The 18392-nt window shown below is 60.9% G+C and carries 17 protein-coding genes and 1 pseudogene; 9 read left to right on the plus strand and 9 right to left on the minus strand.

The window, feature by feature from the left end; genetic code table 11:
* Window positions 1–74 precede the first annotated feature (74 nt).
* Window positions 75–551 (minus strand): cytochrome c-type biogenesis protein, encoded by a 477-nt coding sequence (locus BMI85_RS07195; protein WP_078600480.1) that lies wholly within the window; start codon window positions 549–551, stop codon window positions 75–77.
* Between the two features lie 3 nt (window positions 552–554).
* Window positions 555–2522: a heme lyase CcmF/NrfE family subunit gene (locus BMI85_RS07200; protein WP_078600482.1), complete on the minus strand. Its 1968-nt coding sequence runs from the start codon at window positions 2520–2522 to the stop codon at window positions 555–557.
* Window positions 2523–2688: 166 nt separating this feature from the next.
* Between BMI85_RS07200 and BMI85_RS21385 the strand changes: the two genes are divergently transcribed.
* From BMI85_RS21385 to BMI85_RS07215, 3 genes are read left to right on the plus strand one after another with little or no spacing between them, the layout of a single operon-like run.
* A complete protein-coding gene (locus tag BMI85_RS21385; protein ID WP_158522130.1) occupies window positions 2689–3096 on the plus strand; it encodes an META domain-containing protein in 408 nt (135 codons plus the stop codon).
* Window positions 3097–3136: 40 nt separating this feature from the next.
* On the plus strand, window positions 3137–3865 hold the full coding sequence (locus BMI85_RS07210; RefSeq protein ID WP_078600486.1) for a rhomboid family intramembrane serine protease: 729 nt from the start codon (window positions 3137–3139) through the stop codon (window positions 3863–3865).
* Window positions 3865–4251 carry a GFA family protein gene (locus tag BMI85_RS07215; RefSeq protein WP_078522557.1) on the plus strand — a complete coding sequence of 129 codons (387 nt, stop codon included), beginning with the start codon at window positions 3865–3867 and terminating at the stop codon, window positions 4249–4251. Before BMI85_RS07210 ends, BMI85_RS07215 begins: the two co-directional genes overlap by 1 nt.
* Here the strand turns inward: BMI85_RS07215 and BMI85_RS07220 are convergent.
* From BMI85_RS07220 to BMI85_RS21635, 7 genes and pseudogenes are all read right to left on the minus strand, one after another.
* Window positions 4227–5849, minus strand: coding sequence for a GMC family oxidoreductase N-terminal domain-containing protein (locus BMI85_RS07220; RefSeq protein WP_078600488.1), 1623 nt, complete (start codon window positions 5847–5849; stop codon window positions 4227–4229). The two genes, BMI85_RS07215 and BMI85_RS07220, sit on opposite strands and share 25 nt — an antisense overlap.
* A 235-nt stretch (window positions 5850–6084) precedes the next feature.
* Complete coding sequence (gene pheT / locus BMI85_RS07225; protein WP_078600490.1) at window positions 6085–8493, minus strand: phenylalanine--tRNA ligase subunit beta; 2409 nt, start codon at window positions 8491–8493, stop codon at window positions 6085–6087.
* A 10-nt stretch (window positions 8494–8503) separates the two neighbouring features.
* Window positions 8504–8797, minus strand: a complete 294-nt coding sequence (locus tag BMI85_RS07230) for a YrhK family protein (RefSeq protein WP_078522554.1) — start codon at window positions 8795–8797, stop codon at window positions 8504–8506.
* The gene (locus BMI85_RS07235; RefSeq protein ID WP_078600491.1) at window positions 8757–9188 is read right to left on the minus strand and encodes an ASCH domain-containing protein; all 432 of its coding nucleotides are present in this window, start codon (window positions 9186–9188) and stop codon (window positions 8757–8759) included. Before BMI85_RS07235 ends, BMI85_RS07230 begins: the two co-directional genes overlap by 41 nt.
* Window positions 9189–9284: 96 nt before the next feature.
* Window positions 9285–9926: a hypothetical protein gene (locus tag BMI85_RS07240; RefSeq protein ID WP_078600493.1), complete on the minus strand. Its 642-nt coding sequence runs from the start codon at window positions 9924–9926 to the stop codon at window positions 9285–9287.
* The gene (gene pheS / locus BMI85_RS07245) at window positions 9926–10999 is read right to left on the minus strand and encodes a phenylalanine--tRNA ligase subunit alpha (RefSeq protein WP_078600495.1); all 1074 of its coding nucleotides are present in this window, start codon (window positions 10997–10999) and stop codon (window positions 9926–9928) included. Before pheS ends, BMI85_RS07240 begins: the two co-directional genes overlap by 1 nt.
* Window positions 11000–11197: 198 nt before the next feature.
* Window positions 11198–11701 (minus strand): annotated as a pseudogene (locus BMI85_RS21635) (IS5 family transposase); the annotation flags it as partial.
* A gap of 400 nt (window positions 11702–12101) precedes the next feature.
* Between BMI85_RS21635 and dcm the strand changes: the two are divergent.
* From dcm to BMI85_RS07275, 6 genes are read left to right on the plus strand one after another with little or no spacing between them, the layout of a single operon-like run.
* Window positions 12102–13193: a DNA (cytosine-5-)-methyltransferase gene (gene dcm, locus BMI85_RS07250; RefSeq protein ID WP_273070296.1), complete on the plus strand. Its 1092-nt coding sequence runs from the start codon at window positions 12102–12104 to the stop codon at window positions 13191–13193.
* Entirely contained in the window at window positions 13186–13644 is a 459-nt protein-coding gene (gene vsr, locus BMI85_RS07255; protein WP_246832506.1) for a DNA mismatch endonuclease Vsr, read from the plus strand. Before dcm ends, vsr begins: the two co-directional genes overlap by 8 nt.
* Before the next feature lie 48 nt (window positions 13645–13692).
* A complete protein-coding gene (locus BMI85_RS07260) occupies window positions 13693–15324 on the plus strand; it encodes an ATP-binding protein (RefSeq protein ID WP_168174751.1) in 1632 nt (543 codons plus the stop codon).
* Window positions 15324–16151 carry an HNH endonuclease gene (locus tag BMI85_RS07265; RefSeq protein ID WP_078600501.1) on the plus strand — a complete coding sequence of 276 codons (828 nt, stop codon included), beginning with the start codon at window positions 15324–15326 and terminating at the stop codon, window positions 16149–16151. The genes BMI85_RS07260 and BMI85_RS07265 overlap by 1 nt, the downstream gene beginning before the upstream one ends.
* Window positions 16144–17955 carry a DEAD/DEAH box helicase gene (locus tag BMI85_RS07270; protein ID WP_078600503.1) on the plus strand — a complete coding sequence of 604 codons (1812 nt, stop codon included), beginning with the start codon at window positions 16144–16146 and terminating at the stop codon, window positions 17953–17955. The genes BMI85_RS07265 and BMI85_RS07270 overlap by 8 nt, the downstream gene beginning before the upstream one ends.
* Window positions 17952–18383: an EcoRII N-terminal effector-binding domain-containing protein gene (locus BMI85_RS07275; RefSeq protein ID WP_078600505.1), complete on the plus strand. Its 432-nt coding sequence runs from the start codon at window positions 17952–17954 to the stop codon at window positions 18381–18383. Before BMI85_RS07270 ends, BMI85_RS07275 begins: the two co-directional genes overlap by 4 nt.
* Window positions 18384–18392 lie beyond the last annotated feature (9 nt).

Raw genomic sequence — 18392 nt, forward strand, 5'->3', positions numbered from 1 at the left:
GCCTGCGCCCGGAGCGCGCCCTGCTTTTCCGTCTGGAGGGAAGGCTCGAGCTAGGCTCGGAGCCGGAAAGCCCCCTACTCCCCCATCAACTCATTGAGCCGCTTGCGTTCGTCGTCGGAGAGATCGGGCTGAGCCGGACCCTCGGACGCGGCGCGGCGCGAACGAACATAGAAGAACCCGCCGATCAGCGCGACGATCAGAGCTCCCGGGCCGAGATACCATAGCAGCAGGTTCGCCCCGCGCTTCTCCGGCTCGAACAGGACATATTCGCCGTAGCGCGCGGTAATGTAGTCGATCACCTGGCTATTGGTGTCGCCCGCCTGCAAGCGCTCGCGCACAAGCAGCCGCAGATCCCGCGACACTTCGGCATTGGAGTCGTCGATATTCTCGCCCTGACAGACCGGGCAGCGCAGCACCTTGGAGATTTCGCGCGCCCGCGCCTCGAGCGCCGGGTCCTTCAGGATCTCGTCGGGCTGCACCGCAAGCGCAGGCCCGATCGAGAGGAGCGCCGACAGCATCAACGCCAAAGCAAAGAAGGTTTTCCTGAGCATCGTTTACTCCGCCGGAGACGCTTGCGACGGGGCGGCACGCGATTTGCGCGCCCCCGCTGCCACACGGTAGCGGCGATCCGACAGGCTCAGCAGCCCGCCCAACGCCATGATGATCGCGCCCGCCCAGATCCAGTCCGCGAAGGGCTTGATATAGGTACGCACCGCGTAGCCGCCCTGATCCTGCGGATCGCCGAGCACGAGGTAGATGTCGCCCAGCGGCGTGGTGTGGATCGCGGCCTCGGTCGTCGGCATCCGCTGCACCGGATAGACGCGCTTCTCGGGATGCATGGTGCCGATCAGCTTGCCGTCCTTCTCGACCGTCATCGTGCCGGTGGAGGAGGTGTAGTTCGGACCTTTGACCTGTTCGACCTTCTGAAGCGTGATCTGGTAGCCGTCCACGGTGAAGGGCTCGCCGATCTTGGCGACGCGGATATCCTCGATCTGGCCCGCGGTCAGAAGACCGATGCCGATGAAGGTGACACCCAGACCCGCATGGGCCGTAGCCTTGCCCCAATCGGCGCGCGGCAGACGGGTCAGGCGCCCGAAATTGCGCGCCGAACGCTGCCACAGCTCGGTCATGGCCCCGAAGACAAGCCAGCTGCCCAGGAACACCGCGACGAGCGCGAGCAGCGAATTGCCGCTCTCGACGGCCCAGGCGAGGCCGCCCACGGCCAGCGCCAGCACGAAGGCCGGGATCAGCGGCTTCACCACGCGGCCGAGACGCGCGCGTTTCCACGGCATCATCGCGCCGATCGGCAGGATCAGGGCGAGGATCACCATGAACGGGGTGAAGGCCTGATCGAAGAACGGCGCGCCGACCGACAGCTTGCGGCCGAAGAACATCTCCGCGACCAGTGGCCAGACCGTGCCCACGAAGACCACCAGCGCCGCGACGGCCAGCAGGATGTTGTTGATCACCAGCGCGGTTTCCCGCGACAGCATCGAGAACACGCCCTTGGCCTGCATCGAGGTCGCTCGGAACGCATAGAGCGTCAGCGCCCCGCCCACGAAGAGCGCGAGAATGCCGAGGATGAAGATGCCGCGCTGCGGGTCGGAGGCGAAGCTATGCACCGAGGTGATCACGCCCGAACGCACGATGAAGGTGCCGATCAGCGAGAAACCGAACGCCATGATCGACAGAAGGATGGTCCACGACTTAAGCGCCTCGCGCTTCTCGACCACGATGGCCGAGTGCAGCAGCGCGGCGGCCAGAAGCCACGGCATGAAGGAGGCGTTCTCCACCGGGTCCCAGAACCAGAAACCGCCCCAGCCAAGCTCGTAATAGGCCCACCACGAGCCCAGCGCGATGCCGATGGTCAGGAAGATCCAGGCCGCCAGCGTCCACGGCCGCACCCAGCGCGCCCAGGTCGCGTCGACCCGGCCCTCGATCAGTGCTGCCACCGCGAAGGAGAACGACATCGAGAGGCCGACATAGCCGAGATAGAGGAAGGGCGGGTGGAAAGCCAAGCCCGGGTCCTGCAGCAGCGGGTTCATCCCCTCGCCGTTGAACGGCGGCTCTGCGAGACGCAGGAACGGGTTGGAGGTGAAGATGATAAAGCCGAGGAACGCCACGCCGATCCAGGCCTGAACGCTCAGCACGCGGGCGCGCAGTCGCGGCGGCAGAGCGCCACCGAACACGGCCGCCGCCGCCCCGAAGAGCGACAGGATCAACACCCACAGAAGCATCGAGCCTTCGTGATTCCCCCAGACACCGGTGATCTTGTAGAGCATCGGCTTGTCGGTATGGGAATTCGCCCAGACCAGCTTCAGCGAGAAGTCCGACACGACGAAGGCGTGGGTCAGCGCCGCAAAGCTCACCGCGATGAGCAAAAACTGCGCGGTCGCTGCGGGTTCGCCGACCGCCATCCAGCCGCGCCAGCCTTTTTGCGCGCCGACGATGGGCACGATGGCCTGCACGATGGCCACCGCAAAGGCGAGAATCAGGGCAAAATGCCCGAGTTCGTTGATCATGGGACTCCTCCTGTCGCGGGGCGAGAGCATAGCGATATACCGCCTTCGGGCCAAGGAGGGTGCGCGCCGATGTCGCAACTTTCCGACAGCCGCTCACGGGGGCGTGAATGGCACAGCCCATTCTCAAGGTCTAAGCAAGGCGCGTGAGACCAGGAGGGATGCGAAAATGCGTGCGATCGTGATCGGGCCGCTGCTGGCCTTGGGGCTTGTGGCAGGATGCCAGTCGGAGCCGGGCGACCCTCTCGAGGCGATCGCGCCGAACGCGATCTGGGAAGTTGTCGCGATCGACGGCAAGCCCCTGCCCGACGGCGTCGAAGTCACCCTGACCCATCCCGAAAAGGGCCTGATCGCGGGCAAGGCGGGCTGCAATCACTATAACGGCCGGATCTCGGAAAAGGACGGCCGGGTGCGCGTCGGCGAACTGGCCGGAACGCGCATGATGTGCCCCGAGCCCGCAATGGGCGTCGAGAAGGCCTTCCACTCGGCCATGGCCCGCGTCGATACGGTGAAACTGTCGCAGGACCGGCTGGAGCTGATCTCGCAGGGCGACACGGTGATCGAAGCCACGCAATAAGCGCCTTGACCGACGGTGCGGGGCGTGGCCCTCTCGGGCAATGTTCCCGATCCGCGATCACAACCCCTCTTACAGCACCCCGTGGGTCACATGGACCCTGATCGCGATCAATATCGTGGTCTATGTCTTCACCGCGCCTTGGGGCGGCGATATGCGGGACCTCTGGCTCAATAACGCGCTCTGGCCTGCCGCGGTGACCCATGGCGTCGCGTGGCACGGGCTTTTCACCCACATGTTCCTGCATGCAGGCATCCTGCATCTGGCAGGCAACATGCTGTTTCTGTGGGTCTTCGGCGACAATCTCGAAGACCGGATGGGGCGCGTTCTCTTCCTGATCTTCTATCTCGCCTGCGGGCTGGCCGCCGCCTTCGCGCAGATCGCGGCCAACCCCGATGCGACCGTGCCGATGGTGGGCGCCTCAGGGGCGATTGCAGGCGTGATGGGGGGCTATCTGCTGCTCTATCCGAAAGCCCGGATCGACGTGCTGTTCTACTTCCTCGTCTTCTTCAAGATCTGGGCCACGCCTGCCTGGCTGGTTCTCGGTCTCTGGTTCGTGATTCAGCTGTTCAATGAAGTCACTAGCGGCACGGCAGGCGGAGTGGCACATATGGCCCATATCGGCGGTTTCGTGGCGGGCGCACTTCTGACGCTGCCGCTGTGGTATCGCCTTGGCGGGCCGCTCTTCTGGCGGCTCACCCATGGCCACCCGCCCTTCCCCGAGGCGCGCGAGCGCCAGACCAATATCCCCACAGTCACACGGAGACGCTGATGCTGCCCGAAATCCAGTCGCCCCACCGCCTGACCTGCCATTGCGGCGCGGTGGAGATGGAGGTGACGCTCTCCGACGGGCTCAACACGAAGCGGCGCTGCGACTGCTCTTTTTGCCGTCGGCGCGGGGCGGTGGCGGTCTCGGCCCCGCTCTCGGGCATCCGCATTGTGAAGGGCGAGGATAACCTGACGCTCTACCAATTCGGCACGATGACCGCGAAGCATTACTTCTGCAAAACCTGCGGCATCTACACCCATCACCAGCGCCGCTCGAACCCGAACCAATACGGCGTGAACGCCGCCTGTCTGGAAGGGGTGAACCCGCGCGATCTCGATCCGGTGCCATGGAATGACGGCGTCAATCACCCCACCGATCGCGTCGACTGATCCTCTCGAATGAACGTGGCGGCGCGCTCGGCGATCATGATCGTCGGCGCGTTGGTATTGCCCGAAATCAGCCGCGGCATCACCGAGGCATCGACGACGCGCAGCCCGTCGATCCCACGCACCCGCAGCTGAGGATCGACCACCGACATGTCGCCCTGCCCCATCGCGCAGGTGCCGACCGGATGGTAGATCGTATCCGCCCGCGCCCGGATATCGGCCATCAGCCCCTCATCCGTCCCGTCATGCGGATAGAACCTGCGCCCCCGCCACGGGCGAAGCGGCTCTGCCTCGGCGATCCGGTCCAGAAGCCGCGCGCCTTTCAGCAGCAGCTCTGCATCGCGCGGATCGGAGAGGTATTCCGGGTCGATCAAGGGTGCCGCGCGCGGATCGCTCGACGCCAGCCGCAGCGTGCCGCGTGACTGAGGCCGCAGCGGGCAGATATGAGCGGACCAGCCATCGGCCAGATGCGGCTTGCGCATATGCTGATCGACGATACCCACGACGAAATGGATTTGCAGATCGGGTCGGGTGAGGCTCGGATCGCTTCGCAGGAAGGCCCCGCCCTCGGCCATGGGCGAAGCGAACAGCCCCTCGCCATGCTTGCGCCACGCGCCCGCCGCCCGCGCCAGCCGCATCAGCCCGCGCGGGTTCAACCCCACAACGTCGGGCCGGGGCGAAGTGTAGCTGATGACGTAATCCAGATGATCCTGCAGGTTCGCGCCCACGCCCGGCAGATCGAGACGCGGTTCGATCCCGACCTCGCGCAGATGATCCGCAGGCCCGATCCCGGACAGCATCAGCAGCTGCGGCGAGCCGAACGCCCCCGCCGAGACGATCACCTCGCGCGCCGCCTCGATCTTCATCCGCTTGCGGCCTTGCTTGACGATTGCCCCCGTCGCGCGCCCGTCCGCGATCTCGATCTTCTCGGCCCGCGCGCGGGTCAGCACGGTCAGATTGGGCCGCGCCATCACGGGATGCAGATAGGCCGCCGCCGCCGAACAGCGCTCGCCCTTGCGTGGACCGTCCCAGAACTGCGTGACCTGATAGAGCCCCGCCCCTTCCTGCCGCGGCCCGTTGAAATCCTCGTTCGGCGGGCATTGCATGGCCGCGCAGGCCTCGATGAAAGCGCGGCTGATCGCCCGTGGTCGCCTTTGATCGCCGACCTGCAAGGGCCCCGCCGCGCCATGCCAGTCCGATGCCCCGCGGGCATTGCGCTCGGAGGCGAGGAACCACGGCTTCACGGTTTCCCAGTCCCAGCCCTCGGCGCCCGCCTCGGCCCAACCGTCGTAATCCTCTGGCTGGCCGCGCGCATAGAGCATCGCGTTGATCGCCGACGACCCGCCCAGCCCCCGGCCCCGAGGCTGAAACCCGCGCCGCCCGTTCAACCCCGGCTGCGGCACGGTGCGCAGCGCCCAGTTATGGATCGGCGGCCGCCCCGCCACCATCGTGGCGACCAACGCAGGCGCACGCACGAAGATGTCGCGCGCCTCGCGGCCTGCCTCGACAAGACAGACAGTCACGAGCGGGTCCTCCGACAGCCGCGCCGCCAGCACCGACCCCGCCGAGCCGCCGCCCAGAATGAGATAATCGAAACGCAAGGGCTCCTCCTTCCCTCGTTCGCGAAAAGCCTAACGGGTTTCGGAAGATAGGGAAGGATTACGCTGGGTCGGACGCGTCAGGGACGCGCCCGAGCCTCGGGTGAGAACGACTGGAATTGAATGCCCGGATCAGCCGCGTCAACTGCCCGGGCAGCGCCCGACCGCCCTCTGCTGCACGCAAAAGAAAACGCCCGGCATCTCCGACCGGGCGCTCCAAACTCTCTCGAGGACAACCTTAGCTGCGCAGCGTGCCGCCGGTGGCCTTGCTCACCTTCTCGACGATCTTCTTGCTCACCGCTTCGATCTCGGCATCGGTCAGCGTCTTGTCGGCGGGCTGCATCCGCACCGTCAGCGCGATCGACTTCTTGCCCGCGCCCATCTGCTCCTCGGCCTTGGCGCCGGTGAACTGGTCGAAGACGTTGACGCTCTCGATCAGCTTCTTGTCGGCGCCCATCGCCGCGTTCACCGCCGTCAGCGCCTCGACATTCGCATCCACGACGAAGGCGAAATCGCGCTCGACCGCCTGCAGGTCGGAGATCTGCAGCGCGGGCCGCGTCGCGCCCTTCTTCTTCGGGAAGGGGATGTTTGCCAGACGGATGGTGAAGGCGACCGCCGGGCCCTTCACGCCCAGTTCGCGCAGCACCTTGGGATGCACTTCCCCAAACGTCGCCAGCAGGTTCGGACCAAGCGCCACATTGCCCGCGCGGCCCGGATGCCACCACGCATCCAGCTTGCGGTTGATCTGCGCACGCGCCGGAGCGCCGATCGCGGCCAGCACAGCCTCTGCATCGGCCTTCGCATCGTAAAGGTCCACCGGACGGCGCGACCCGAAGGGATCGCGCGGCGCGGAGTGACCGACCAGAAGCCCGGTCGCCTGCAACACCTGCTCGCCCGGCTCGCCGCCGTTGAACGCAGGGCCCACTTCGAACAGCGCCAGGTCGTTCAGGCCGCGCGCCTGATTGCGGGCAGCCGCCTGCAACAGACCCGGCAGCAGATCGGGGCGCATATGCGTCATCTCCGAGCTGATCGGGTTCTCCAGCTTGGTCGCATCCGCGCCACCGCCGAACAGCTTGGCGGACGCCTCGTCGATGAAGCTGTAGGTCACGCATTCATTGTAGCCCAAAGCCGCCGTCGTGCGCCGTGCCATCCGCTCGCGCTGCTGCATCGGCGTGAGGATCGCGTCCGGCACGCCGGTCGTCTCGCGCCCCATCGGCTTGCCGATCAGCTTCGTCAGCGAGGCGATCCGCGCCACTTCCTCGACCAGATCGGCCGCGCCCAGCACATCGGGGCGCCAGGTCGGGGGCGTCGCCATGTCGCCGTCGAGCGTGAAGCCAAGCGCCTCCAGCGTCTCGCGCTGCGTGGCCTCGGGAATGTCCATGCCGACGAGCGAGATCACCCGCGCCGGGTCCAGTTTGTAAGCGCGGCTGACATCCGGAACCGCGCCGTCCATCACCAGCTCCGAGACTTCGCCGCCGCACAGATCGACGACCATCTTCGCCGCCAGATCGAGCCCCGGCAGCGTGAAGGCCGGATCGACACCGCGCTCGAACCGATAGCGCGCATCCGAGTTGATCTTCAGCGCACGACCCGTCGCCGCGATGGTGATCGGGTCCCAATAGGCGCTCTCGAGGAACACATCGACCGTGTCCTCATCCGCGCCGGACTCCTCGCCGCCCATGATCCCGGCAAGGCTTTCGACGCCCTTGTCGTCGCAGATCACCATGTCGCCTGCGCGCACGGTATAGGTCTTCTCGTCGAGCGCGAGGAACTCCTCGCCGCCCTCAGCCGGCTTGATCACCAGATTGCCCGCCACCTTCTTCATGTCGAAGACGTGGAGCGGCCGGTTCAGGTCATAGGTGAAGTAGTTGGTGATATCGACCAGCGTCGAGATCGGGCGCAGACCGATCGCCTTGAGCCGCTTTTGCAGCCACTCAGGCGACGGCCCGTTCTTCACGCCCCGGATCACGCGACCAGCAAATAGCGGGCAGCCCTTGTCCTTCAGCGCCGGGTCGATCGTCACCGAAATCGGAGCCTCGAACGCAGCCTTGACCTCCGGCACGTCGAGCGGCTTGAGCTTGCCCAGCCCCCGCGCCGCCAGATCGCGCGCAATCCCGCGCACGCCAAGCGCGTCAGGACGGTTCGGCGTGATCGCGATCTCGATCACCGGATCGACTGCCTCGGGACGGTTCTCGGCCAGCCAGTCGGTGAACTTCTGCCCGACCTCGCCCGACGGCAATTCGATGATCCCGTTATGCTCGTCCGACAGCTCCAGCTCGCGCTCGGAGGCCATCATCCCGTGGCTTTCCACCCCGCGGATATTGCCCACCGACAGCGTCACGTCGATGCCGGGCACGTAATCGCCGGGCTTGGCCAGCACGACCGTGATCCCGGCCCGCGCATTCGGCGCACCGCAGACGATCTGCGTCACACCCTCATCCGTCTCGACCATGCAGACCCGCAGACGATCGGCGTCGGGGTGCTGCTCGGCGGACTGCACACGCGCCAGCGTAAACGTCTCCAGCTTCGCCGCCGGATCGACGACCTCCTCGACTTCCAGACCCAAATCGGTGAGCGCCTCGGCGATCTGATCGACGGTGGCCTCGGTCTCGAGATGATCCTTGAGCCAGGACAGGGTGAATTTCATCGGACTTCCCTCAGGATTGCTTGCGCTGCGCGAGGTCCTTGTAATCCCCCATCTCAAGGAGTTTCAACTCCCGCCAAAGCCGGATCGAGGGTTTTGCGGCGAAAAGGAGCGACCCGATCAGGAACAACCACGTGCCGGGGATCATCAGGCTCTCGTAGAAGAAGAAGATCGAGCCGATGACGAAACAGAAGGCCGCGCCGAAATCGACCACCGTATAGGCGATCTCCGTGAGGGCGACGAAGCGGCGCTGCTCGGGGCTTTGTTCATGCTTCGGGGTGTCGAAGAGGCGTTTCTTCTGGGCCATCGGGTTCTCCTTGATAGTCCTTTACCAAGCGAAACCGCTCGCAAACGAGTTCCATCTCGGGGGTAAAACCTCCGTTACGCTCGAAATAGGCCTGATGGCCATGCCGCCAGCCTTCCAGCGTCTCGTCCTCCCCCTCGGCCAGCGCGAAATCCTCATCGACATCGCAAAACCGCCGGATCGTGACCTCGATGGTTTCGATCATCACGGCTGGCTTGCCGTCCCAGTCGAGCGCGATATCGCGCCGACCCACCACCGGCATATCCTCGCCCCCTTCGGTGAAGTAAGTGAGCGCACCGCAGGTGGCGGCCTTCTTGCCTTCGCGGATCAGGGTGAGGAGCTGGTCGCAGAGTTCGCGGCTATCGCCGAAGGTGAAGGTGATGGGGTTGGGCATTGGGGCTTCCTTTTGGGGTTCAGACCAGCCCGTCCGAACGTAAGACGATGACTTAACCGAGAAGCCTTATTGGTACGCAACGCAACTCAACTCAACTTAACTCAGACTCAAATGGCTTTCGGCAATATTTCTGAGGCGGGAGAAATTTCTCTGGGAATTTCCATTTTGCGAGGGCGCCAACTTTCGCGCGGCGGCAAGCAACTCATCAGAAGCTTTTTCAATTCTTTCTTTCTGTGCTTCTGACCCCTTCAAGGCGTTGTACACACCCGCAGAAAACATGAATGAGGTTATCGAGTTCTCATATTCAAGGACACTGTACCGCAAGTATTTCGTAACATCGATATAACCCTCTTCCCCCATCAGGGCTTCTAGCTTTCTAATGAGGGTCTCGACTTCATCGAGCGTCGCGTGAATTTCGGCAATTAATGCGCGCTGCTTTAGAACACTTCGAATGAAGCTCTGAGGCGTCCACGTCGCGAAGAAAGACCCGGCATCTTCGTGACGATCGGGTAGCATTGCGACAGCATCAAATTTGCGCTCCAAAACGTGGCAAAAGGTCAGTAGCTCACTCGAGAACTCTTGACCTTTGATTGCAAGTTGCTGGGTTCGCCAAGCTCTAACTTGGTAAACTGCGAACGCTACTGCAACTATCGTCGCGATATCGGCTGCAAATGCTATAGTCGCGGGCAACCACGAAAAATCACGGCACACATTCTCACATGCCGTGATCGTCTCCATTAGCGGCTCAACCCACCAGCCACCGTAGGCAGATCCAGCGCGCTGAACCCATAATGCTTCAGCCAGCGCAGGTCGCTCTCGAAGAACGCCCGCAGGTCCGGGATGCCGTATTTCAGCATCGCGAGGCGGTCGATCCCGATGCCGAAGGCGAAGCCCTGCCATTCACTCGGGTCGATCCCGGCGGATTCGAGCACTTTCGGATGCACCATCCCCGAGCCGAGGATTTCCATCCAGTCGTCGCCCTCGCCGATCTTCAGGCTGCCGCCCTCCCACGAGCAGCGGATATCGACCTCGGCCGACGGCTCCGTGAAGGGGAAATGCGAGGCGCGGAAGCGCAGCTCGACGCCGTCCACCTCGAAGAAGGCCTTGCAGAACTCCTCCAGCACCCATTTCAGGTTCGCCATCGAGATGTCTTTGCCGATCGCCAGACCCTCGACCTGATGGAACATCGGCGTGTGGGTCTGGTCCATATCCATGCGGTAGACGCGGCCCGGCGCGATCACGCGGATCGGCGCGCCCTGCTCCAGCATCGCGCGGATCTGCACCGGCGAGGTATGGGTGCGCAGCACATGCGGCGGACGATTGTCGCCCTCGTCGCGATGCATGAAGAACGTGTCATGCTCCTGCCGCGCGGGGTGTTCGGGCGCGATGTTGAGCGCGTCGAAATTGTGCCAGTCATCTTCGATCTGCGGGCCTTCGGCGACCGCAAAGCCCATATCGGCGAAGATCGCGGTGACCTCGTCCATCACCTGAGAGACCGGGTGGATGGTGCCCTGCCGCCGCGGGCGGCCCGGCAGCGTCACGTCAAGCCATTCCTCGCGCAGCCGCGCATCGAGCGCCGCATCCGCCAGCGCCGCCTTCTTCGCGCGCAGCGCCGCGTCGATCTCGTCCTTCAGCACGTTGAGCGCCTTGCCCGTGGTCTGGCGCTCCTCCGGGGTCATCTTGCCCAGCTCACGCATCTTAAGGCTGATCTCGCCCTTCTTGCCCAAGGCGGCCAGACGGATCTCTTCCAGCGCGGCCTCGTCGGTCACATCGGCCACGGCGCTCAGGTATTTATCGCGAAGCTCTTGCATATCATTCCCCGGGAATTTGCTTGGCCCACGGGTTAGCCGCGCCGGCGCGCCTTTGCAACCTCGCGCTTGCAGGCAAAGGGCGGATGGGGGCCTAGTTTGACCGTTGTTTTGCAGACGACTTCATAAGGGCGTTTTCATAGGGGGTGATGTTGCGCAAATCAGCGTTCGGCTGAAGATGCCCTTTCCCGTGGCCGTTGAGGCGATGGCCTCGATCCAAGCCATGCCGAGGGCCGAGAAACGGTTCATGACGGCGATGCGGATCTGGATTTCAGCGGTCTATCGATCTGGTTCTCGTGACAGGATCCGTTCACCGAAAAGCTTCAGGCAATTCATTTGAGCTTCGACCCGACTTCGGAGGTGATAGTCGAACCGTCGCTTCCAGAGTACCCTGCCAATGCGTCGGATCGCGCGCAGCATTTCGTTCCGGGCCGAAGCTGAAGAGCAGTCCTCTTTCGATGCGCGCCCGTTGCGGCGGATCGGTATGACTGCATGGGCACCTCGGTCGATGATCGCGACGTGGTATCGTCATGTGTCATAGGCGCCATCCGCGGCAACGGTAGCGATCTATTTGTCATCGGGAATTTTCTCCAGCAGTTTGCGCAGCAGAGGGGTGCTCCCTTGGCGGCTGGCGGTGAACTCTACCGCGCGCGTGTCGCCGGTCTCGGTGTCAATGGCGATGTGGACCTTGCGCCATTGCCCGCGCCATTTTCGTGGACTGGGTGGCCCACTACAACGCCGAGCGCCAACGCACGACCCTCGGCTACCAGACACCCGCCGCATTCGCGGCCCAACTCACCCCAATGGACGACCGCCTCCACGAAACGGAAACGTTCCACCGCTCGCCCATTGCTCCCTCGGCGCAACAGCGCCGAACTCAACCGCGGATTCCGGCATCAGCTGGATGAATGTCGGGGGTCACAGCACTGCATTTCAGCACAACTCCAAGTCAACCCGCGCGATCACCGATCACCGCAAGGCCGCCGCCAGAACGACTACTTTCGAGACTGACCGTTGAGGAACGGATTCTTGGAACACACAGATGTTCATGTTTTATTTCGCCACTCTTGTTATTCCATCTAGATCCAAAGCTAGATATGGTGCCATGAAAGAGGGTCAGCACATGCAGAAATCGCCGAATAGTTTTAGCTTTATCGACCTGTTTGCCGGCATCGGAGGTTTGCGCGTTGGTTTCGAAGCTGCCGGCGGCACCTGCGTATTCACTAGCGAGTGGAACCGCTTCTCGCAAGAAACCTACTCCGCGAATTTCAACGACGAGCACCCGCTTACTGGTGACATCACGGTGATACGCGAAGCGGAAATTCCTGCTCACGATGTCTTGCTTGCTGGCTTCCCATGTCAGCCTTTCAGTATCGCCGGGGTAAGCAAAAAGAACTCACTGGGCCGCGCTCATGGCTTTCTGGATGAGACCCAAGGAACGCTGTTTTTTGATGTAGTGAGAATAATCGCCCACCATCGCCCGCGTGCTTTCCTCCTTGAAAACGTCAAGAACCTCCTGTCCCACGACAAGGGCAACACCATGAGGGTCATCCTACATGCGCTTGACGAACTCGGTTACGATGTCGATCACAAAGTGATCGACGCACGCTCTTGGGTGCCACAACACCGTGAGCGAATTTTTATCTCAGGCTTCCGGCGGGATGTCCCTACGCGTTTCTGCCTCGACGATGTGGTGATCCCTCCAAGACCTAACCCGCGGCTTTCGGACATCCTTCATCCCGAGGATGGTTCCGAGACCGCCGAACCTCCCTACACCGAAGGTCGGCTCGGACGGGTTGCGGACAAGTACACGCTGTCTGACAAGCTTTGGACCTACCTCCAGAACTACGCCGCAAAACATAAAGCAGCCGGCAACGGCTTCGGCTTTGGCCTTTGCACTCCTGAAAGCGTCGCCCGGACCCTCAGCGCTAGATACTACAAGGACGGATCCGAAATTCTGATCGCGCAGCCAGGAAAGAACCCTCGGCGACTGACGCCACGCGAATGCGCCCGCCTCATGGGCTTCGATCGTCCCGGCTCCAATCGTCCATGGATCATCCCGGTTTCCGACGCACAGGCTTACCGTCAATTCGGTAATGCGGTTGCAGCGCCGGTCGCGATAGCCATCGCTGAAGCTATGGCTCCGTGGATCGAGAATACTGTCGCATTGAGGCCGCGGAGAAACCAGAGTGCCTGAGAAACGATCCCCGATGTCCCGATCGGAAATGATGGCTGGGATTGGACCAAAAGATACAAAACCCGAGATGATTGTCCGCAAGGGATTGCATCGTCTTGGGTTCAGGTTCCGTCTCCACAGCGGCCATCTTGTAGGAAAGCCCGATCTCGTGTTGCCGAAATACCGGGCAGCAATTTTCGTTAACGGTTGCTTCTGGCACGCCCACAAAGGTTGTTCCTATTTCAGATTGCCGAAAACCCGGACTGAATTCTGGCGGGAGAAGTTGGCAAAAAACGTCGAACGCGATCAGAAGATTGCACAGGCGCTCATCGCATCAGGGTGGCGAGTACTGACAGTTTGGGAATGTGCGACAAAGCGCTTTTCCTTGGAAGATCTTTTTGGCGAGATCGCCGCATGGTTGCGCGGACAAGAAATTTCTGGCGAGATACCAAGCAGGCGAGAAATTGTTTAATTGATAAACCCGGGTTGCCGGAACGACGCTAGAGAGAGGAAGAGCGGGATGGATGATCTGATAAATGAACCGGATGCCCCGCGCCTGATATTTGGGCTGCGCGACACTGGTTACAATGTAAAGACCGCCGCTGCCGACATCATTGACAATTCGATTGCTGCCAAAGCTGACCACATCAATGTCGAGATTGTTCTTCACGAAGACGGTAGGAAACTGGTCTATTTTGGCGACAACGGTACCGGGATGGATAAAGAAACCATCCATCGCGCCATGCGCTATGGCGCGCCTGTACGCGAAAACCCTGAAAGCTTGGGGAAATTCGGGCTCGGACTCAAGACGGCTTCGAGTTCGGTCTGCCTAAAATTCACGATCGTTTCGCGGGCTGCCGCAGAGCAGCCCTTGGCAAAACTTGCATGGGATTTAGACCATGTGAAAGAGCGCGGCAGGTGGGAAATGCTGCGCGAGCCGGTGTCGACCGATGAAGAAGAAATGTTCGAAGAGCTCTGCGGAGAAACGGGGACCCTCGTAATTTGGGAAAAGTGCGACCGGATCCTGTCCAAGGAATACGAAGCTGGGGGGACCAAGGAACAAGCTGCAATCAAGCGGCTGGCTGACACCCTCAGCAAACACCTCTCACTAGTCTACCACCGCTTTACCGACAAATCCGATAAGCGCGAGCGGGATATAGAAATATTCATTAACAGCAGTCCGGTCGTGCCGTGGAATCCTTTCTACCCGAAAAGGTCCGAACAGGTTCTTCCGGAAAAAAAGCAGACGCTTTTAGTCGAGATGCCGGATGGATCGGAAGAACGTGCCACGATCCGCGCTTGGATCCTTCCACACCGTCGCGATATGACGAAGGATGAGGAACGTGAATACGCGCGCATCTCGAACCGGGCTCAGGGCTTCTACGTTTTCCGCGAGGGGCGGTTAATCCAAGATGGCGGCTGGATGGATGTCTTCGGTGCACCCGAACCTCACACTTCCCTTTTGAGAATCGAGTTCGATTTTGGGCATGAGCTGGACGACGCTTTCAGAATAGATGTGAAGAAGTCCCGCATTCTTTTCCACCCTGATCTCGAAGACGGGCTGCGAACGCTTCTCCAGCCGATATACCGCGAGGCAGGGAACCGCTATCGACGGCAGAGCCGCGCGCAGGCCAATGCGAAGAACAATGTGGATCACGGTAGTTCCAATAAGAACATCGCTGCGACGACGAATGCCGCGAAGGCACAGGTAACTTCGGTGGATCCAGAAGGCCAGTCTGCCGAGATATCAAACAACATGGGACCGAAGATCCGGATCAAGTCACCGATCCAGAACAATGTCAGCCCCGATTATGTGCACGTTGAAGCGGTTGAATCGATCAATAGCGGGGAACTCTGGCAGCCAGCTTTCCGGAGCACCGGAAACGACGGGCATGTACCCTCCGTTCTTTTGAATAAACACCACGACTTTTACCAGAAAATTTATCAGCGAGCCGCGGCAAACGGATATGCGGTAGAAGGAATGGACCTTTTGCTTTGGGCATTCGCAGCGGCCGAACAGAACAATACAAATGACGAACTAGAACCCATTTTCGAAGACATCCGCACCGAGATATCAAACAACCTCCGTAAACTTCTGCGGAACTTGCCGGATCCTGAACCCGGCGAACTGGCAGAAGATGATGACGACTGATGTTGGCATCGAAGCAGGAACTCATCGTTCGTGAACTGGAGGAAGGCACGGGTGCTGTCATTGCGGTCGCCATAGACAATGGCGGGCTGCGGTCTGGCATGAAAATTTGGTTCGATGACCTTGACCAGCAGCACGGTCCCGTTGCGGAAATTAGACCCCACGGACTCAAAGCACATCGCGTCAATCTGGCATTCGGAAATTTCTCCGGCGCCGTTATTCGCCAGATTCGTCAGGCATCGGCCGAGGATCGGCAGCTGGCCATGGCACTTGTCGCATCCATTGACCAAGCCGCGGGTCTTTCCATCGCGACCCAGGCGCTCGATGATTGGACCGTCAACGATGGTTCCTTCCGCATGGCTGCAACGATACGGCACGACGTTCGCCCCGACTCGGATGAAGCAGTTTCCCATACCTGCCGCGAAGTGATCGTGCCCATGATGGCGGCGATGGCCGAACTCATCGGGTACGACGTAGTCGAAGATGAAACGATCTGCGATGAGCCGGCGATCGAAGGCGCGATAAAGCCTTCTCTCGTCAATCGCCGTGAGCGCAACCCTCGCAACCGGCTCCTTTGCATCCGCTTGCACGGTGAGACTTGCGCAGCTTGTGGTCTCGAACCACGTCGACGCTACGGCGACAATGCTGGCGGTATCATTGAAGTTCACCATCTGGAGCCATTGGCCAGTATCGCCAATCCCAGACCCTACGACCCGGCAACCGATCTCCTGCCTCTTTGTCCATCTTGTCATCGGGCGGCCCATACCCGCCGACCTGTACCTTGGGAAGTCGAAGACATCAGGCGCATGTTGGAGGAACACGGTGGTTGACTACACGAAACTTCCCGAGTCGTTCGCTAAGCTGAAAGAAGCTCCGCCTGCCGGCCATTCTATCTCAGATAGACTTCTCGAACCAATCGTCCGCCTCGAGCGTGAGGAGAACCGCATCGTCGCGCGTCTGGGTGGCGTCAGGATGGTACGAGGAGAGCGGCATGAATACTTGGCTCCAACCAACCGTCATTGCTGGGTGGTTGACGGCACGATATTTCGGCCGCTTCCGCGTGATGCAGTGCAGGTGCTCCTGCAAAAAATTGGCGATGCTGACCCAACCGATATTCCATTCAGCACAGCAATCCGTCTCATGAGATCCGATGGTGATGGCATCGCTGCCACGCCATCGGAAACGATCATGAAGCCGGGCAAAGAAGCTGCGGAACTGAAAAGCGATACGATCCGTATCGCTGGCTTGGAAGCGGAGCTTTTTCCCTACCAAGCGAGAGGCGTCCAATGGATGTGGGACACGGTCTCCCGAACCGGCGGACTAATACTCGCCGACGAGATGGGCCTCGGCAAGACGCTCCAAATCATCGCGCTGCTCATGATCAATCCGCCCATCTCTCGGGCACCGGCACTGATTGTCTGCCCTACCAGCCTCATTGCTAACTGGGTCCGCGAGATCGCTCGGTTCGCACCGACCTTGGGGGTAGTGGTTCATAGAGGCCCGCACAGGACTGGGGTGGCTTCAGGGCTGCAAACGTCCCAAGTGCTGATCACAACTTATGATACCATGGTAAATGATATCGCCATTTTTTCGAGCCTCGAATGGTCTTGGGTGATTTGTGATGAGGCACAGGCCATCAAGAACCCGCACTCGAACCGTCGCCAAGCACTCGTAACCATCCCGCGAAAGCGGGCCATTCCAATGACCGGGACACCGGTCGAAAATAGCTTGGTCGACCTATGGTCTCTGACAGACTTCGCCATTCCAGGGCTTTTGGGCAGCCTATCGGAGTTCGAGAGCAATTTTCCTGATAGTCTCGAGTCAGGTCAACAGTTGAAGCTCTTCACCGACCCAATCATCCTGAAACGCCGGGTGGCGGATGTGGCGAGCGATCTGCCGGAGAGGATTGACGTGGATGTTCCGCTCGAACTCGACGATCGACTGATCGACCACTATCGCGATGTGCGTGAGGTCACTATGGCGAAGTATCCCGTCGCGGGCGCTCTTGTTGCTACTCTCCAGTTGCAGCTCGTATGCGCTCATCCGTGGTTGCGCAACTCGGAGGAAAACGAGGAGGATGCGGCCATTGTCCCAACTTCAGGCATGCCGCTTGTTACACCCAAGATGGAGCGAGCAGTCGACCTTCTTCGTGAGGCGTTTGCTAATGGTCGAAAGGTCATTGTTTTCTCTCTTTTCAATCGGATCGGCGACCTCATTAAGCAAGCGTGTTCCCATATGCCCGATACCCATTGGGGGGCTATAAACGGCTCAACCCCTCAGGAGGATAGGCAAACCATTATCGATGTATTCGCAGCTCACGAAGGACCGGCCTGCTTGGTCCTCAACCCGAAAGCGGCGGGGGCGGGTTTGAATATTACTGCGGCAACCGTTGTTATCCATTTCACTCCGGTGTGGAATCCCGCGCTTGAAGCCCAAGCGAGTGCACGGGCACACCGAAGAGGGCAGACCGAACCAGTTACTGTCTATCGGCTATTCTATGTAGATACCGTAGAGGAAGTGATGATCGATCGGTCCACATGGAAAAACGACCTTGCTAACGAGACCGTGCCAGTGTCGACCCGTGACGCCGATGATCTCAAGCGTGCCCTCGAAATAATGCCAGTGAAGTCATGAGCAGCGAAAAATTCCGAAAACGACTGAGTGCCAATGATGTCGGAACAACTGGCGGACACCAAAGCGGCGTCTTGATCCCCAAAGGTGAGAGGGAACTTCTCGCAATGCTGCCGACGCTTGACCCGGATGTGAAGAATCCTGACGCATGGATCGAGTGCGTCGATGACACTGGACACAGGTTGAAATTCCGTTTCGTCTACTACAACAACCGCCTTCACGATCCGGGCGGCACAAGGAATGAATACCGGATTACTCACATGACAAGCTGGTTTCGCGACGTCGGCGCTCGGGAAGGTGACGAGTTCGAAATCTCACTTGCTGGCGTCGGCAACCAATATGCGATCGGGATCAGACCGAAAGACGCTGACGAGGTTGACGATGATCAAGGCATCCGCATCCGTTTGACGGGCTGGCGGCGGGTCCATTAAGGTTGATTG

The organism is Thioclava sp. DLFJ4-1 (assembly GCF_002020145.1).
GTDB classification, from domain to species: domain Bacteria; phylum Pseudomonadota; class Alphaproteobacteria; order Rhodobacterales; family Rhodobacteraceae; genus Thioclava; species Thioclava sediminum.

What these genes read in the sequence shown, in the direction of transcription:
- BMI85_RS07195 (WP_078600480.1), bottom strand. Translation starts at nt 551, where the DNA reads ATGCTCAGGAAAACCTTCTTTGCTTTGGCGTTGATGCTGTCGGCGCTC.
- BMI85_RS07200 (WP_078600482.1), bottom strand. Translation starts at nt 2,522, where the DNA reads ATGATCAACGAACTCGGGCATTTTGCCCTGATTCTCGCCTTTGCGGTG.
- BMI85_RS21385 (WP_158522130.1), top strand. Translation starts at nt 2,689, where the DNA reads ATGCGTGCGATCGTGATCGGGCCGCTGCTGGCCTTGGGGCTTGTGGCA.
- BMI85_RS07210 (WP_078600486.1), top strand. Translation starts at nt 3,137, where the DNA reads ATGTTCCCGATCCGCGATCACAACCCCTCTTACAGCACCCCGTGGGTC.
- BMI85_RS07215 (WP_078522557.1), top strand. Translation starts at nt 3,865, where the DNA reads ATGCTGCCCGAAATCCAGTCGCCCCACCGCCTGACCTGCCATTGCGGC.
- pheT (WP_078600490.1), bottom strand. Translation starts at nt 8,493, where the DNA reads ATGAAATTCACCCTGTCCTGGCTCAAGGATCATCTCGAGACCGAGGCC.
- BMI85_RS07230 (WP_078522554.1), bottom strand. Translation starts at nt 8,797, where the DNA reads ATGGCCCAGAAGAAACGCCTCTTCGACACCCCGAAGCATGAACAAAGC.
- BMI85_RS07235 (WP_078600491.1), bottom strand. Translation starts at nt 9,188, where the DNA reads ATGCCCAACCCCATCACCTTCACCTTCGGCGATAGCCGCGAACTCTGC.
- BMI85_RS07240 (WP_078600493.1), bottom strand. Translation starts at nt 9,926, where the DNA reads ATGGAGACGATCACGGCATGTGAGAATGTGTGCCGTGATTTTTCGTGG.
- pheS (WP_078600495.1), bottom strand. Translation starts at nt 10,999, where the DNA reads ATGCAAGAGCTTCGCGATAAATACCTGAGCGCCGTGGCCGATGTGACC.
- dcm (WP_273070296.1), top strand. Translation starts at nt 12,102, where the DNA reads ATGAAAGAGGGTCAGCACATGCAGAAATCGCCGAATAGTTTTAGCTTT.
- BMI85_RS07260 (WP_168174751.1), top strand. Translation starts at nt 13,693, where the DNA reads ATGGATGATCTGATAAATGAACCGGATGCCCCGCGCCTGATATTTGGG.
- BMI85_RS07265 (WP_078600501.1), top strand. Translation starts at nt 15,324, where the DNA reads ATGTTGGCATCGAAGCAGGAACTCATCGTTCGTGAACTGGAGGAAGGC.
- BMI85_RS07275 (WP_078600505.1), top strand. Translation starts at nt 17,952, where the DNA reads ATGAGCAGCGAAAAATTCCGAAAACGACTGAGTGCCAATGATGTCGGA.